This window comes from Staphylococcus sp. GDX8P114P-2 (assembly GCF_017892945.1).
In the GTDB taxonomy this organism is placed as follows: domain Bacteria; phylum Bacillota; class Bacilli; order Staphylococcales; family Staphylococcaceae; genus Staphylococcus; species Staphylococcus arlettae.
The window spans coordinates 15815-33331 of sequence record NZ_JAESMB010000005.1; the positions used below are offsets into that span (position 1 = coordinate 15815).

Annotated in this window: 18 protein-coding genes; 7 read left to right on the forward strand and 11 right to left on the reverse strand. The window is 34.9% G+C overall.

What is annotated here, in order from left to right; all coding sequences use genetic code 11:
• The first annotated feature begins 93 nt into the window (after positions 1-93).
• Together KA845_RS01425 and KA845_RS01430 are read left to right on the forward strand one after the other, a co-directional pair.
• The gene (locus KA845_RS01425) at positions 94-1206 is read left to right on the forward strand and encodes a YibE/F family protein (protein ID WP_151508178.1); all 1113 of its coding nucleotides are present in this window, start codon (positions 94-96) and stop codon (positions 1204-1206) included.
• Positions 1203-1985, forward strand: coding sequence for a YibE/F family protein (locus KA845_RS01430; RefSeq protein ID WP_151508177.1), 783 nt, complete (start codon positions 1203-1205; stop codon positions 1983-1985). The genes KA845_RS01425 and KA845_RS01430 overlap by 4 nt, the downstream gene beginning before the upstream one ends.
• Before the next feature lie 131 nt (positions 1986-2116).
• On the opposite strand, the gene KA845_RS01435 is transcribed toward KA845_RS01430, so the two are convergent.
• From KA845_RS01435 to KA845_RS01445, 3 genes are all read right to left on the reverse strand, one after another.
• Positions 2117-3361, reverse strand: coding sequence for an ammonium transporter (locus tag KA845_RS01435; RefSeq protein ID WP_151508176.1), 1245 nt, complete (start codon positions 3359-3361; stop codon positions 2117-2119).
• A 106-nt stretch (positions 3362-3467) separates the two neighbouring features.
• Positions 3468-3938: a GNAT family N-acetyltransferase gene (locus KA845_RS01440; protein ID WP_151508175.1), complete on the reverse strand. Its 471-nt coding sequence runs from the start codon at positions 3936-3938 to the stop codon at positions 3468-3470.
• 1 nt (position 3939) lies between these two features.
• On the reverse strand, positions 3940-4335 hold the full coding sequence (locus KA845_RS01445) for an NUDIX hydrolase (RefSeq protein WP_167868082.1): 396 nt from the start codon (positions 4333-4335) through the stop codon (positions 3940-3942).
• A gap of 167 nt (positions 4336-4502) precedes the next feature.
• Between KA845_RS01445 and KA845_RS01450 the strand changes: the two genes are divergently transcribed.
• Entirely contained in the window at positions 4503-4763 is a 261-nt protein-coding gene (locus KA845_RS01450; RefSeq protein ID WP_021459301.1) for a hypothetical protein, read from the forward strand.
• A 51-nt stretch (positions 4764-4814) separates the two neighbouring features.
• On the opposite strand, the gene KA845_RS01455 is transcribed toward KA845_RS01450, so the two are convergent.
• The 4 genes from KA845_RS01455 to KA845_RS01470 form a co-directional block, all read right to left on the reverse strand.
• Complete coding sequence (locus tag KA845_RS01455; RefSeq protein ID WP_167868081.1) at positions 4815-5792, reverse strand: LysM peptidoglycan-binding domain-containing protein; 978 nt, start codon at positions 5790-5792, stop codon at positions 4815-4817.
• Between the two features lie 234 nt (positions 5793-6026).
• Complete coding sequence (locus KA845_RS01460; RefSeq protein ID WP_103388575.1) at positions 6027-6809, reverse strand: arylamine N-acetyltransferase family protein; 783 nt, start codon at positions 6807-6809, stop codon at positions 6027-6029.
• A 151-nt stretch (positions 6810-6960) separates the two neighbouring features.
• On the reverse strand, positions 6961-7431 hold the full coding sequence (locus KA845_RS01465) for a GNAT family N-acetyltransferase (RefSeq protein ID WP_167868080.1): 471 nt from the start codon (positions 7429-7431) through the stop codon (positions 6961-6963).
• Positions 7432-7969: 538 nt separating this feature from the next.
• A complete protein-coding gene (locus KA845_RS01470; protein WP_167868079.1) occupies positions 7970-9298 on the reverse strand; it encodes a sodium-dependent transporter in 1329 nt (442 codons plus the stop codon).
• A 281-nt stretch (positions 9299-9579) separates the two neighbouring features.
• On the opposite strand from KA845_RS01470, the gene brnQ reads away from it, so the two are divergent.
• Positions 9580-10893, forward strand: coding sequence for a branched-chain amino acid transport system II carrier protein (gene brnQ, locus KA845_RS01475; protein WP_002509932.1), 1314 nt, complete (start codon positions 9580-9582; stop codon positions 10891-10893).
• Positions 10894-11048: 155 nt separating this feature from the next.
• Complete coding sequence (locus KA845_RS01480) at positions 11049-11420, forward strand: iron chaperone (protein ID WP_107373792.1); 372 nt, start codon at positions 11049-11051, stop codon at positions 11418-11420.
• A 44-nt stretch (positions 11421-11464) separates the two neighbouring features.
• On the opposite strand, the gene KA845_RS01485 is transcribed toward KA845_RS01480, so the two are convergent.
• Together KA845_RS01485 and KA845_RS01490 are read right to left on the reverse strand one after the other, a co-directional pair.
• Positions 11465-12205, reverse strand: a complete 741-nt coding sequence (locus KA845_RS01485) for an alpha/beta hydrolase (RefSeq protein ID WP_167868078.1) — start codon at positions 12203-12205, stop codon at positions 11465-11467.
• A 130-nt stretch (positions 12206-12335) separates the two neighbouring features.
• Positions 12336-12869: a hypothetical protein gene (locus KA845_RS01490; protein WP_107373794.1), complete on the reverse strand. Its 534-nt coding sequence runs from the start codon at positions 12867-12869 to the stop codon at positions 12336-12338.
• A gap of 275 nt (positions 12870-13144) precedes the next feature.
• Between KA845_RS01490 and KA845_RS01495 the strand changes: the two genes are divergently transcribed.
• Both KA845_RS01495 and KA845_RS01500 read left to right on the forward strand, forming a co-directional pair.
• Entirely contained in the window at positions 13145-13873 is a 729-nt protein-coding gene (locus KA845_RS01495) for a poly-gamma-glutamate hydrolase family protein (protein ID WP_193325418.1), read from the forward strand.
• A 196-nt stretch (positions 13874-14069) separates the two neighbouring features.
• A complete protein-coding gene (locus KA845_RS01500; RefSeq protein WP_210127747.1) occupies positions 14070-15488 on the forward strand; it encodes an MDR family MFS transporter in 1419 nt (472 codons plus the stop codon).
• Between the two features lie 116 nt (positions 15489-15604).
• Here the strand turns inward: KA845_RS01500 and KA845_RS01505 are convergent, their stop codons facing one another.
• The gene (locus tag KA845_RS01505; protein WP_156344358.1) at positions 15605-16060 is read right to left on the reverse strand and encodes a hypothetical protein; all 456 of its coding nucleotides are present in this window, start codon (positions 16058-16060) and stop codon (positions 15605-15607) included.
• 186 nt (positions 16061-16246) lie between these two features.
• Positions 16247-17449 carry a GTP-binding protein gene (locus tag KA845_RS01510; RefSeq protein ID WP_210127748.1) on the reverse strand — a complete coding sequence of 401 codons (1203 nt, stop codon included), beginning with the start codon at positions 17447-17449 and terminating at the stop codon, positions 16247-16249.
• Positions 17450-17517 lie beyond the last annotated feature (68 nt).

A 17517-nucleotide genomic window follows, 5' to 3' on the forward strand; every position in this document is an offset into this window, starting at 1 on the left:
TCATATCTTTGATCGTTATACAATTTTTTGAATTCCTAAAATTCAAAGCGTATAATCACACTGTCACAATACTAAATGTTTGGAGTCCGCTACATGAACCTTAAAAGACAGTTTAAATCTCCATTTGTTTGGAGTATTACATTATTTTGTATTATTTTTATCTGTGTATTTATCTTCACTTTAGTAAACGACCAAATGTACCGTACACCTATTGGTCAAATTACGAATATCCAAAACCTGAAAACCGAACAGGTCGTCGATGAACATCATAACCATGATACAAAGCACCAAGATCAATTGACCATACATATGTTGAATGGCAAATACCAAGGTGAAACGACTAAAATCAAACACGAATATACAGAGTCTCAAGCAGACAGTGAAGCTTTTTCACCTGGCAACAAAGTACTCATGCATATCGATAAAAAACCAAGCGATGGTTATATTGTAGAAAAGAAACGTGATAGTCTCGTTGTGGTAGTCATGGGTATTTTTTTACTCGTCATTTTATTAGTAGGTAAAAAGGTCGGTATTCAGTCTATTCTATCCCTTATATTCAATACCATAGCTATACTGACAGCAATTTATCTTCATTTACAGTTTCCTAACACTAGTCTATTTGGTTTAATGAGTATCGCTATTACATTGTCAACTACGATAACCTTATTACTCATTACCGGTTGGCACTGGCGAACGTTGGTCACAATTATAAGTACGCTGTTAGGTACCTTCCTTTGTATAGGAATTACATATGGGGTTATACAAGCAACAGATGGTGCTGGCATGAAATTTGAAACCATGAGTTTCTTAACGTTACCGCCTAAAACAATCTTTCTAGCATCCGTTATCGTAGGCTCACTTGGTGCAGTAATGGATGTAGCTATTACGATAGCGAGTGGTATGTATGAAATTTTACGTCGTAGCCCTAACATTGAGATGACACGCTGGGCATTAGCTGGACGTAACATTGGACAAGATATTATGGGCACAATGACCAATATTTTGCTGTTCTCATATTTATCTGGTAGTTTGCCAATGATTTTAATCTATCTCAAAAACGCAAATACTATAACTTATACACTCTCTATCAATTGGTCTATAGAATTATCGCGCGCAATTACAGGTGGTATTGGTATTGTCTTAACAATTCCATTAACGATTATCTTGATGCAACTGGTCTTCAAATTGCGAGGTGTTAAGCAATGAGCGCTATTACAATCTTAGGTTTAATATTATTTGTCCTGATGCTTATATTTGGAGGTAAAAAAGGACTAATTTCTTACCTTACTTTATTTTTAAATTTTATAATCTTAGTTATTTCAATCGTTTTTATTATTTTTGGCGCACCTATTTACCTAGTTACATTAATTTTTTGCATTGCTATTGCAGCGTGTAATCTTTTTGTACTAAATAGCTATAATATTAAAACACGTGCTGCGTTTTACGCTACTATCCTGACGACTTTATTGTTAATTGTAGCGATTTATTGTTCCGTAGCTGTCGGTCACTTACAAGGGTTCACGACAGAACAACAAGACGAAACATATATCTTTTCAATGAATATAGGCGTAGACATGGTAAAATTCATGGTCTTTACTGTTATTTTGGCTGTCATTGCTGCAGTAATAGATTTAGCCATCACGATTAGTTCACCCATCTATGAATTGTATGATACTAATCCACATCTAACACAAAGCGAATTATTTCATTCCGGTATGCGTGTAGGTCGTGAAATATTAGCAACATCTGCCAATACCATATACCTCGCGTATTTTGGTGGCCAGCTGACATTATTCTTTTGGTTTTTCAATTTGAAATACTCGTTCGGCCATATTATAAACTCTAAAATTTTCGCACAAGAATTTGTCACTATTTTACTTGGCGGTATTGCCGTTGCTATAAGTATACCTATAACTGCATGGTTAACATCCTGGCTGATTGTTAAAGAACAACGTAGTACCAAAACAACTTATAATGATAAGTAATGCGAGAAATATTTGAGTTAAAAGAGTTGTGTGGCAACATGTTATCAGTTCAGCCACCTACTGACAATACGACATGAGGCTGGGACATTATTAATTTGTCCCAGCCTCATTTTGCTTGTCTAAGTGCAACATTAACGGCGTTGCTTGAACTTATTCATTTCGCCATAAAAATAAGCTTGTTCACCGTGTACCGTCTCATCTAGACCAAGTTGTTCTTCGCCTTTTGTCATAGCTAGTGGAGTCCAATAACCGATACAACGCGCAAGTATATATGTCATCATCACACTAAATACAATTGTTACGAATACAGCAAGAAATTGGCTACCTACAGCTTGCCAATTTCCTCCTGCCAGTAATCCATCTTGAATAGTAGGATTTGCGCTATGGGATTGGAAAACACCGGTTAGTAATGCCCCAACAATACCACCAACACCATGAATACCAAATGCATCCAACGCATCATTATAGTTGAGTTTAACTTTGATGTAGTTAATAACTAAATAACAACACCCACCACCTATTAATGCCATTATTATTGCTTCAGCGTAATTAACAAAGCCTGCTGCTGGTGTGATTGCCACGAGTCCAGCTAACATTCCAGACAGCATCCCAATTAAACTCGTTGTTTTTTTAGATACATATTCTAATACTGACCAACCTAATGCGCCTGCGCTAGCTGCTAAAACAGTATTTACAAAAGCAAGTATAGCAATATTATCTAATGTAAATGCACTACCAACATTAAAGCCGTACCAACCTAACCATACGAAGATTCCTCCAATTAAAGTAATGACTAAATTATGCGGAGGTCGTTTATCTACATTATGTCCAGCCTTAATCATTACAGCTAACACTAAACCTGAAACACCGGACGTAATGTGTACTACTGTACCGCCAGCATAATCAATCGCACCTAAATGTTCGATCCATCCGCCTCCCCATACCCAATGAGCTACTGGGCTATAAACAAGCAATACCCATAAACCTACAAATATTAAGTATGGTATAAATTTCATTTTTTCAGCAATCGAGCCTGATAAAATCGATACTGCTATCGTACAAAACATTAATTGAAATAACATAAATAACGCTAATGGCACATGCGGCGACAAACTTTCATGAGTAGCAAATCCTACGTTGTGTAATCCGAGAAAACTAAAATCTCCTAACCACCCATTGCCCTGACCAAAACTAAGCGAAAATCCTGCCAAAACCCACACAAAAGTTACAATGACAATAGCAGACATACTTTGCATTACAGTATTTAAAACATTTTTAGATTGCACTAAGCCACCATAAAAAAGACTTAGTCCCGGTGTCATTAACCACACCAGTAATGTACATAGAAAAACAAACAATGTATCTGACATATTCATATACTTCACTCCTTTTTAGGAGCATATACCGTTGATAGTGCAAAAGCAAAAATGCGTTATGAAACGTAACATAGTGTGTCAATTTTCATAACACATTACACATCATTCAAGTTATTATTTGTTTTAAAATATACACGCGTTTGTCTTCTAACTCACCCTCACCACAATATTGATAACCACAACGTTCATATAATCGTTGTGCTTGTTCATTTGTGTCATTGACCGCTAAATAAATTTCGGTAATCATAGGAAATTGTTCATGTATGTATTGTGGCAACGCTTGGATTACTGCTGTACCAATGCCGAGATTGCGATAACGCGCGTCGACACCAAATGAACGAAAAAACACTGCTTGTTCATTTGTAGTATACGGTTTTATCCCTTCACCAAAATGCAAAGTAAAAAAGGCGATGCACTGCTGACGATCATTGTAGACCAATGTCGGACAACGTTCATTATCAAGCTCTGCTAATTTAATGTTATCTTCGGGTGTTTTAGTAAACTGTCTATCGTGGGATTGTATATAAAAATCCATTACATCTTGAATTAATTGTGGTCGATAACTTTCAAAATACATATTACTTCCTCTTTTCATTATCTTCTGATTGCAACCAAGTTAGTACAGCTGGTGCTATACGTGTCACATCATCTTTTTTTATCCACTGTACATCAGTAATTTCACTTGCAGGTTCGATGTTCTGCCAATTGATGTCTTGGGTTGTACTAAAGCAAATCAGCTTAGTCAATGTATTGGGTTGAGGATAGGCCTCACCAACAACAATATTACGATAATACAACTCATGTTCCGCTACAGTTAAACCTAATTCTTCTTCAAGTTCTCTTACGAGTGCAGCGGTCAACGTTTCATTCTCATCAATTTTACCACCCGGGAAATAATATTTAGCTCTATTTCTAGCTTGTACAAGTAATAATTCAGACTCTGTTTCCACTACTAAACATACACAGGTAATCATGTCGTATCACACCTTCTAGTTATTTCCAATTACAATATTTTCATTCGTTAGTATTGTTATGTTATCATATTGCAGTATTGAGCGAATAGCTCAACTTGCAATCAAATAAGACATACAACATAACTATAAACAAGTATCACCAACGACAGATAAATGGAGGTAACATCATGGCTAAAAAAACAAAACTACATCGCGTCTCTAATTTCATTAATTTTACTGGAGTTGCGATAGAAGGATTTAATTGGTATGCATATCGCTCTAACAACAAAAAACTGCTTTATGCGAGCATGGCCATTTCAACAACTGGTGCTATTTTAGATTTTTATACTGCATTAAAATCACCACGAAAATTTGTAAAATTATTTTCTACTTTTACCTTAGCAAGTACATTGGTCACTACGGTGAAGCGATTAAAATCAATGAAATAAAAAAATAGCGTAAACACTAGAGTCACACTCTACGTTTACGCTATTTTTTATTTAATGTATAAATTTATGATTTGCTACTTGTGAAGCAGGCACCGTTCTAAATGTTTTAACACCTGGTGCTGCACTATAGTTCATTTCCGAAACATAGACACTGCCGTCACTATTCACACGTTCTACAAATGCAACATGACCATAATACCCTGCATCAGTTTGCAAAATAGAACCGACTGTTGGTTTACGATCTACTGTATAACCATCTTGTGGCGCAGCATTGTCCCAATTATTAGCATTCCACCAATACGTGCTAATACCTTTACCGATTTGAGCACGACGATTGAATACATGCCATGTACACTGACCCCAATCATACAAATTAGAGTGGTTAAACACTGGCGTCTTGTAACTCGTACCTGATGATGTAGAACCACCAGAAGTACTTGAACTACCAGTTACTTTCAAACGCTGGCCTGGATATATGAAATAATCAGACAATCCATTAAGCTCCATAATTTTTTTGTAAGTTGTTCCATACTTCGCTGCAATCGCAGATAATGAATCTCCGGATTTCACAGTATAATAAGATGTTGTCGATGTATTTGAACTTGTTGAGCCAGATGTAGAAGTTGATGTAGATCCTGAAACTTTTAGGCGTTGTCCTGGATAAATAACATAATTATTTAAACCATTTAAACTCATAATCTTTTGATAAGACGTGCCGTACTTAACTGCAATTGAAGATAGTGAATCTCCAGATTTCACTGTGTAATATGTAGTATTTGAGCTCGTTGTTGTCGAACTAGACGAACTTGTTGTCCCTGATACCGTTAATACTTGTTTTGGGAAAATAACGTTAGATGTTATGTTATTGAGTGATTTTAATTTTGAAACTGACATATTATATTTATTCGCAATCGACCAAAGTGAGTCCCCACTCTGCACTTTATACGTCGTTGCTCCTTCTGCATGTGTTGCGGCTACTGCTGCCACAGCACTACTTCCAATGACCGTCGCAATGATTTTCTTTTGCACTTTTGATAAGCCTCCCTAATACTGTAAAAACTTAGAATTCATTTCTTTTCTTTTCATATTATACACGTCCTAATTGTTAATTAGTATATTTTTTTGATGACATTATGATTACAAAGCATTTTAAAAATTAATTAAAAATATACAATTCAATTGTTCGCCACTATATTTTTACAGTACCATTTATCAGCGTGCGTCATTACGTTAAACCTTAATACCTTCTTTACATGCCTTGAATTATGGCTGGTCAAAAGTTTTAATTTCAATATTTTCAATACCAAAATAATGTGCTAGCATCGTTCGGTAATTCGTATGATCAATTGCTATTTTTTTCTTATGCTCACCTTTAGATATCGTAACATTGCGTTTAGACATTGTGACACGCCCATTTGTGAGTGCCTTACTAATAATTAATTCTCGTACAAAAATAGATTGTGCATCATATTGATTAAATTCAATACCCGAAGCAAAATCAGCAAGCGTTTGAGATTCAGTCGCAGCTTGATACTGTATCACCCATGCACTACCGTTATATTTCAAAAACCGATAATTCATCTGGTCTACCCATTCAATTTTAAAGTAACCATTAACATCTTCGACAATTTTTGATTGTGATAATGGTAAAGCTTGTTGTGGTACATCTGCGTAACCCACATCTGCCACAAAATCTCCCTCTGGCAAAGTAACGATAAGTGACATATGTGAACCTTCCATAGCCCACCCATCACCTGTATGAATTGTTGCTGCTACCATTTTGACACTAAACCCTTTTGCAGCTAAAAAATTACGAAACAAACGATTTTGCTCATAACAAAATCCCCCACGTTGTTCGACAATAATTTTGTACAACATACTTTCATCATCTAATGCAATAGGTTGATTGTTTTGCACATTAATATTTTCAAACGGTACGTGTAATACATACTGCTGAATAAGATGGTTCAACGTAGTCAAATTCACTTCACTATATGTCCCGAGATCCGCATTTATATAGTCCTCTAACTGTGAAAAATCAGTCATCTTAAGTCACCCTTTTCAATATCATTTAATTTTATAGTGCACCGTAAACTATAATGAAGCAATAGCTTTGCTTAAACAATTAAAGCCTTTCGCTAAACAAAAAATCAAACGCTTATATAATATAAACGTTCGATGCCATCGTTGTTTTCATTTATTTTGAGAGTACTAATTCCATAATCATTAATGTGCCTTTACGCCACTGAACACGTTGGCCTGAATCTTTAAATTGACATTTTGTATAAAGTGCCTGTGCAGTTGTATTATCTATATTTACACCTAAAACTATGCTAGTTATATGTGGATAATATTCGGCAATAAAGGCAGGCAAATGTTGCAAAGCTGCTGTTGCATATCCTTGATGTAAAAAACGTGTATCAGTAGAAAAACAACGTAACAATAATGTTGAACTGTGTGTTGTGTAGGATTCAAATTCATGGTGCTCTTGTAAGGCGAAATAGCAAACTAAATGCCGATCTTGATTGAAACACACAATCGGATGATGCCTGTCACTAGCCTGTTGAATATTATTACTAGGGTAGTCCGTAAATTGTAATTGTGTTTCTGTTAACTCATATTGCTGTATCTGCACCTGATATTTTGTAGAATAGTTTTCTAATTGCATAATGTTCACCCCTAATTTTTACCTCTATCGTTAGCTTGTAAAAAATTTATCATGAATATTGCGGTCTGTCACTCACCATAGCTAGTTTGTTTTTTATCGCCGAATACACTTTGATAGTTACACTCATTGTCGATAATAGGGAGTAGTCAGCAATCAAGTATTATTTAAAAACTTTAGCCTCCCAACCCGGCAAGGATGACTAGCATTGATAAAGTGGAACACGTGCACAAAATCTTCCAACAATGTCGAGTAATTTATCGACAATCTATGGTGTGGGACGAATCAATGATGTATCACACTTTTGTTTTAGAACGTAAATAAACCTTACATGACAGTTCGTTTAAGATTTTCATTTAATATTGGCAGTACTTTGGGCCGACTCCTGCTGAAATTGCACTCGCCGAAGAATACTGGCTGAGGCTGTGCCCGCAGAAAGCGTGCACAAAAAAACTGCCAACAAAGTGTATAACTTTGTCGACAGTATATGAAACGGGATAGCAATCTATTGCTATCCCAGCCTCGTTACTTTAATGTGCCATTATAAAAATTGCACAATAAAAATCAAGATAATGACGATAGGTAAAATGAATTTAATTAAATAATACCATGGACTAAACAATTTAAATTTATCGCGTCCAAAATAATCACGTAAAGCTTCCTTATCCAATAATTGTCCTACCACTAACGTCGTTCCAAGAGCGCCTATTGGCATCAAGATATTAGAAACTAAGAAATCCATATTATCAAAAATCGTCCCTGCAGCAAATTGAATATTACTCAAACTACTAAATGATAATGTAGCAGGTATACTAATAGCAAAAACAAGTATACTACCTATCACCGCAACACGCTTACGCTTAGTATTATCATTTTTAGTAAAATTAGAGACATTCAATTCTAACAACGAAATTGAAGATGTTAACGCTGCAAATAAAAATAGTATTAAGAAAATTAAATAAAACCCTGCACCAAAAGTCATTTGTTCAAATACTTTTGGTAACACTATAAATAACAGCCCTGGTCCTTCTGTCGGTTGGTAACCGAAAGCTGATATAGCTGGGAATATTGCTAAGCCAGCTAAAATAGATACTAAAATATTCATTGCTACTATAGAAAGTGCTGATGTTTTGATTGTCATTTCTTTCGAGGCATAACTAGCATAAGTAATCATACCCGTTGTTCCAAGTGATAATGTAAAAAACGATTGCCCTAGTGCAAGCAAGATTCCTTCTACCGTAATATCTTGAACTCGAGGTTCTAAAATATAACGCAAACCACTCATCGCACCATCAAGTGACAATGATTTTAGTACAATTAATATTAAGAAGATAAAGAGTAATGGCATCATAAATTTTGATGCTTTTTCTAAACCTTTTTCTACCCCTAACATAACAATCACCGTCGTTAAGAGTATAAATATCCCTTGTCCAACTATTGTCAGCCATGGATTACCAATAAGTGCTTCGAATTGTAAGTTGCCAATTTGATTACTTTGTAACGTTACAATGTGATATATCACGTTACAAATATAAATAATAATCCAGCCACCAATAACACTATAAAAACCAAATAAGATAAATACTGCTAAATTACCATTCCAGCCTATAATATTGAGCCATTTTTTCCCGGTTAGTTTTTCGTAAATCTTAGTAGTGTACGTTTGTCCCATTTTACCGACTGTAAATTCCATAATTAGTAACGGTAAGCCTACGAGCAAGGTAAAAATTAAGAACATTAATAGAAATGCTCCACCGCCGTTTACCCCTGCCATATATGGAAATTTCCACATAGCTCCTAGTCCAATAGCGGAGCCAGCACTTGCTAAAATAAAGCCAGTCGATGTCTTCCATTGTGATTGTTTAGCCATTTCCAACATCCTTTATATATAAAACTTCATTGCGTTAAAGCGTTCAATAAACATAGAATCTACTATACCATTTTTCAAAATCCAACACAATAGAATCTAAAGAAGTTATTATTTATATATTTTTATAATAAAAATAAACCTATAGATTGGCTTTTAGCTCAATATAATTGTCAGAAATTTCATTGTATTTACCCTAAAATTATGGTATACTGGTATGCGTTTTGTGCAAGATTTATCTTTATCAAAATAGTTTGATTTTTCTAATAATTGAGGTAATTGAAATGAACAAATTAATATTAATATCTGGTTTCATGCTATTCTCATTCTTTTTTGGGGCAGGTAATTTAATTTTCCCGCCGATGCTCGGATATACTGCTCAAAGTAACATGTGGATAGCGATGGCCGGATTTGCAATAACTGGTATTTTAATGCCTTATTTAACAGTTATTGTCGTAGCTTATAAAAATGGCGGTGTAGAGAGTATTGGAAATAAAGTGCACCCCATTTTCGGGTTAATCTTTGCGATATGCATTTATTTATCAATCGGTGCACTTTATGGTATTCCTCGAGCGGCTAACGTAGCTTATGAAATTGGCACAAAAAACTTACTACCCGTACATAATCAGTGGACACTTATAGCATTTTCTATTGTTTTCTTTTTCATTGTGTATATCATTGCACTTTATCCAAGCCGTATAATTGATAATTTAGGCAAATATTTAACACCCATTCTGATATTTATAATCGCACTATTATGTGTGTTAGTCTTTATTAACCCTGAAGGTTCCGTCCAACAACCGGGAGGAGAATACACATCAACACCAATAGTCTCAGGTATACTCGAAGGCTATTTCACAATGGATTTAGTAGCTGCACTCGCCTTTTCGGTAGTTATTGTGCAAATGTTTAAATTAAATGGTGTGAATGATCATAAAACATTAGTTAAAAGTGTCATTAAAGCCGGGTTAATCTCAGCGCTATTATTAGTAATTATTTACTTTTCATTAGCTTATCTCGGCGCTTCTACCACACATCCTGGTTTCAAAAATGGTACTGATATACTAACTTTTAACTCATTACGTGTTTTTGGCACTTTTGGTAACTTAATCTTTGGTATCATTGTCATCTTGGCTTGTCTAACGACTTGCATTGGTTTAGTTAATGCCTGTGCCGCATTTGCAATGGAAAAACTTCCAAAGATTTCATATAAATCGTTTGTACTGATTTTTTCACTTTTAGGTTTTTTAGTGTCGACACTTGGCTTAAATCTAATCTTACAATTTGCTGTGCCATTGTTAACATTTATTTATCCTACATCAATCGTATTAGTACTGATTTCGTTACTTAGTATTTTCATTAAATTTGATATGCAATATACTTTTATAATTCCAACCATTGTGACTTTAATCATTTCAGTACTACAAATAGCTGTCGATTATGACTTATTAAATATACTCAATAGTCTCTATCATTTATTACCATTAGCAAATATCCAATTAGCATGGCTTATACCATTTATTGTGTTAACAATCGTTGGCCTCGTTATTGATTATTTCCTAAGTAATAACGCAAAACCGGAAACTCACCAAAATTAACGTTCAATTTATAGCGATGGCTGCCCTAAAGGCACCATCGCTTATTTTATTATTATGCTTAATTGCACATCTGATGTCTCTCTACTAGTCATACGTTACTGGTTACTATATAATATCCTTAAATAAGTAAGACATATATACTGGAGGAGAATGTTATGCAAATGTTCAATCCTTTTTTACAAACTATCGAAAATGAAACTCACCGAACAAAAGTTGCTGAATTATTCACATGGGTGGCAGAGACATTCCCACAACTTGAAACGACAATCAAATGGAACCAACCAATGTTTACAGATCATGGTACTTTTATTATTGGTTTTAGTGTGGCAAAACAACATTTTTCTGTTACGCCGGAAGCGCAAGGATTATCACCTTTTGTTGAGCGTATTACTGAAGCAGGCTATAGCCAGACACCAAATTTATTCCGTATTAAATGGACACAAGATATCGATTATGATTTATTACGAGACATGATTCAGTTTAATATTGATGACAAGGCAGACTGCACGACTTTTTGGCGTAAATAACATCAAACCCTACTCAATCTTAAGATAGTAGGGTTTGATGTTATTTATTGTAATTCAGCTAAAAAGCGAATGATATCTTGTTCTACCACTTCTCGAGCTTTACCATGCGTTATTAAATGCTCACCCTCTTCATAACCTTTGACTGACTTATGTTGATGTGCAATATGCTCATAAATATAATGTGCGCTTTTAGAATAAGCTGGTTCATCTTGTTGACCATATTTAATAACTATAGGTGCTTGGATACTTGGCAACTGTAGCATAATGTTATCTACAACATTTTTAAACATTTCAAATCCCGCTTCGTATGAGCGTATATCAGCCACTTGACGTTCTATTTCGGTTTGGTCTAAGCCTAAAATATCACCCATACGTCGACCATATGCTTCTAAACGCATTGCTAAGCCAGCATCGTCCTTTTTATACGGTACTGACATCGCAACGACACTATGCACTGACTTGGTTTCACTCAGTTTAAGGGATAGCAATCCTCCCAAAGACACACCTAACACTGTGATCTTATCATAACCTTTGTCTTGTAACAGCTCATAACCATCTTGGGCATCTTGCCACCAATCGGCTATAGTATAAGCCATTAAATCCTCGAGCATTTTTCCATGTCCTTTATATGATGGGACGTAGCAAGTGTAACCTGCTTTATGTAATTTAGTAGCTAATAGTTTAACATCACGTACCGTCCCAGTGAATGAGTGTAATAACAATACAGCGTGTGATGCGCCTTCATACTCTAAATATATTGGATTAGGTTCTTTTACTTTAATCATTTATGTCACTCCACGCTTTTAATTTCACTATTATTATAACAAATATCAATAACTCTAGATTACATCTTATTTAAGTCGTAAAAATGTTGATGAGTCATCTCACTCACCAACATAATTATCAACCAACATGTCATTCATTACTGATAAATTGTAACTCATAAACGGCCTTGTCATCGAATGAATTAAAATTATCTATTTTAGCATTAAGATAGATTTCTTGTTGTTTTCTACTAACATTATGTTTATATGTTATTTTGACATGTAAATCTGATTCGTAGCCATTATTTTTCAAAGTACGATCGATTTCTTTAAAAACATCATTATTTATCGGTAATAAATAACCTTCTTTACTTGGCAACATACTAACATGTTTACGTTGAAGTACATCGTTCTCTCCAATAAAGATTTCTATTTCAATATTTTTGGCAGCTCCGCCACCTAAATTATAAAGTTTGATATAGTCTACATTTTCTAACTCGTTATGATCCTCTATATTTCTAACTTTTAATCTACCATCATTTCGCGAAATGAGTATTTGGTTAAATCCTAATGCTGGAATAAAACTTATTTTCATTTGATACAATTGGATAGACACAGAAACAAAATAAAATAATGCCATAACAAATGTCCCAATTGAACCAATGGCTGAAATGATATTAATCATAATTAAACCTCCTTTTAACTTATCGTTGTATCTATCCCCGTTTTGCTATAGGTTCACACTTCTTAATTAAACTTAACTTGTATTACATAACATCAACATGCTAACCACAAGCCACTGCTGACTTTAACATAATTAAAATTGTCACCCAAAATTTAACCCACCATTAACATCATATTCATATTTAATAATTTATTTTATTAACTTATATAAATATTTTATTATTTACATATGATTATGATAAGCTTTAGACAAACTAATGATGGGGGACGCACAGCATGTCATTTTTTTCACTTAAGCCAAAGTTCTTAATACATAAATTTATCGTCATAAGCATTCTTTCTGTACTACTTACTAGCATCTTGCCATACAATACCGCTAAAGCAGATGATGCCTTTAGTTCTATGAGTGAACTCATGGAAAACACAACTGAAGGTAGCGACTGGCAAATCACGACTACGGATCGGGGTAGCGATGTATTAATTGCTGCTATACATGGAGGCGGTATCGAACCTGCTACTTCACAACTCGCAAGTCTAATCGCGAGCAATGGGGGCTATAACTATTATTCATTTCAAGGTGTGCGTCCAACAAATAATGGAGAATTACATGTCACATCTACAAATTATGATGAACCTATTATTCAACATATGCAATCCACTGCTAACCGCTCTGTCACTATACACGGAGCTTTGGGTACTGAGCCCGTTACATATATAGGAGGCAAAGACCAATCATTGATCTCGAGAGTTGAAGACGAGCTTAGCAACGCAGGTTTTGAAGTCCAAGAATCACCTAATCACCTTTCCGGTAATTCTGATAATAATATAGTCAATAAAAATAAGCGTGGAGAAGGTGTTCAACTCGAATTAACTACAGCAATGAGACAATCTCTATTTAGTAACAATGATATTTCTAAAATCTCAAGAATGAATGCGTTAAATTATAATAGTGAAATGTATAGCTATGCCCATGCCATCAATACTGCGCTATCAACAGACAATTAATACCATATATTATACCTTTGTAAGCATTCAAGGGTATAATTTTTTGTTGTTTTATAGTCCTTTAGTTACAGTTTGATACCATTTTAAAAAATTCTAATAATTTTAACATTATTTTTTTAAACATAATGGTTTGCTTTGCTAACTAAAAACAGTTAAAATTGACAACTGTGATGTTTTAGAAAAGAGGTAATGTGTCATGTCGGATAGTATACTATCTAATAAAAAGAGAAATACCATAATTTTAGTAATGTTAAGTAGTGCCTTTGTGGCCATGCTAAACCAAACTTTACTAAATACAGCTTTACCAGCCATTATTACAGGATTACAAATCACAGAAACTACTGCACAATGGTTGATTACTGGTTTCATGTTAGTGAATGGTATTATGATTCCACTAACTGCCTTCCTCATGGATCGATTCCATACTAGACCGCTTTATATTTTTGCCATGAGTGCTTTTTTAGTCGGCTCTATTGTCGCCGCACTTTCTCCTAGTTTTACCTTGCTCATGATTGCACGTATCATACAAGCAGTCGGAGCCGGTATCTTATTACCACTCATGCAATTTACTGTTTTTACGCTCTTTCCACCGGAAAAACGTGGCTTTGCCATGGGTCTTACAGGTATTGTAGCGCAATCAGCACCGGCTATTGGACCTACTTTAACCGGCTTTTTAATCGATACGTTTAGTTGGCGTGCGCCATTTATCGTGGTAGCAGCGATTGCTATTATTGCCTTTATTATTGGAACAATCTTTGTAGAGAGCAATAACACTACAAAACACACTGAACTAGACAAAACTTCCGTCGTTTATTCTACTTTAGGTTTTGGGTTAATGCTCTATGGCTTTAGTAGCGCAGGTAATCTTGGCTTTGGCTCACCCATCGTCATACTATCCTTAATTATTGGTTTAATCATTGTAGCTATATTTGTTCTACGTCAAATTAAACTCGATAATCCATTATTAAATATGAAAGTTTTTGCCAATAGAACATTTTCGTTATCAGCTTTTAGTTCAATGATTCTATTTATTGGTATTGTAGGCCCTGCCTTATTAATCCCAATGTATATTCAATCAGGTTTAGGTTTATCGGCAATTTTATCAGGCATAGTTATTTTACCAGGAGCCGTCGTCAATGCTTTTATGTCTGTTTACACCGGTAAAATTTACGATAAATATGGTTTGAAAATCTTAGCTATCCCAGGCTTTATCTTACTCATCATTATGACAATTTTACATTGTTTCTTAACTACAGAAACTCCTTATTGGTATATCGTAGTTATTTACGCGGTGAGAATGTTTGCTGTAGCACTCATCATTATGCCTTTGAATACAATTGGTATAAATGCGCTACAACCAGAAAATATTTCTCATGGAACAGCTATCATGAATTCGCTACGTATTATAGCAGGAGCAATCGGCACTGCTGTGATGATTACTATTTTATCTATTGTACGTAAAAATTATGCTGTTGCACATGCAGACCAAAGTAAAATAGATATAATGCAACATTCTACAGTTTTAGGTGTCGATGCCGCCTTTATCTTTACTACTATTTTATTATTTATTGGATTTGCCTTAACACTCATGATCAAACAACCTAAAAAATCTTAATGTTTTAAGTTGAGAGACTCTATTGATATAACAGAAGCCCCATTCATTACACTCATGTAATGAATGGGGCTTCTTTTTTAAAATGTTTCGTATGAAACATTTTAGTGGATAACTAGTCACATAATGCCTATACACAAAAGAATCATCACGATAGTTAATAATATTGCTCTACCTATAATAATACGATCCCAATGCGTTTGTATTGTTCGTAAATTAGAAGGTACTTTATGTGCTTCTGCTGCAGTGGTGATAACTTTATGAATCGGTTTAGATTTAAAATTATATATAAAGATATAACCTAACATTAGTAAAAATGCTATAACATATTCTAAATTACCTACACGGAGCCCACCATTAAATATTACTGCAGCCACAATAGCAAATAACCCAACTGTACCAAATTGAGGCATACGTTTATCTGCTATTTGATGTATATGACCCAACACGTCTACCATACTTTTATCTCTACATTTACGTAATGCTTGAACACCAATGATACTGAAAAATACATCTACGCCAAAGACAACACCAATCATTAAGATTGCTATGATACCTGCAACTAATTCCATCATATCACCTTGTTTTTATGCTTTCGCTATTACTGTGTTCAATTCATTAGCCGCGTGTCAACATGGCTCATTTTCACAACAGTTACCCTATATCTTCCCACTTTAAAATTTCCCAAAACAGTAGATCTCACACGATGTAATATCTATAAATTAAAATAATGCACCATTTACAACTTTTATAATTGCATATTATTGTGCTGGTGCCAATTGCCACTGATATGGTTCAGGCAATGTATCCCAAGCCCCGTCTATTTCATCGTGTTTCAATAAGCAATCATCTAATTGTTGAATAAGTTCATCCTGTTGTAGATTTGTACCTATGATGACAAACTGTGTATGACGATCACCGTATTCAACGTCCCAATTTTCAACAACGTCCGGTCTGTCTGCTAATATGTCTCGCTGTGCCTCCGGTGACATACTCGCTACCCAATATGTTACCGGACTTATATTACATGATGAGCCCGCTTGAGATAACAAACATGCCACTTGGTTATATTGCGCTAACCATACAATGCCTTTCGTACGTACGATATTTTGTGGTAATTGCTCTAACCATGCGTGAAAACGTTCTGCATGGAATGGTAATCGTCTATCATAAACTAAGGAAGTAATACCATATTCTTCAGTCTCTGGCGTATGTGTACTATGTCCGCCTTCAGTTAACTCTTCAATCCAACCTGCTGATTGGCTCGCTTGATCAAAATCAAATAATTGTGTATTTAATACCTCAGACAAATCAACTTCAGCATTAACCGTACGAATCACTTTCGCTGTTGGTTGTAGTTGTCGCAATATACTTTCTAAATGTGTTAAATCCGCTTCGTGAACCAAATCTGTTTTATTTAAAATAAGTACATCACAAAATTCTACTTGGTCAATTAATAAGTCTGCAATAGAACGTTCATCTGTATCATCTGTCCCTTGGTTACGATCAATTAATAAATCTTCTGAGTTAATATCATTAACAAAGCGATTGGCATCGACGACCGTAACCATGGTATCTAGCGTACAAATCGCACTTAAATCAATACCTAAAGCGTCATCCATATAGGTAAATGTCTGCGCTACTGGCACAGGCTCGGAGATACCTGTAGATTCAATGACTATTTGATCAATATTTCCTTTATGTACAAGCTGTTGTACTTCTTGCAACAAATCATCACGCAATGTACAACAAATACAACCATTGGATAGTTCTACCAATTTTTCATCAGTTCGTGACAAACCACCCCCATCTGCTACCAAGTCTTTATCAATATTTACTTCACTCATATCATTAACTATTACCGCTATACGTCTACCCTCTCGATTTTGTAAAATGTGATTGAGTAACGTGGTCTTACCTGACCCTAAATACCCACTTAATACCGTAACTGGAATTTTGCCCATAACATCAAAACCTTTCTAAATCGTAATTATTACGTTTTGTATTATATTAGAACTTTTCGAAATAAGCA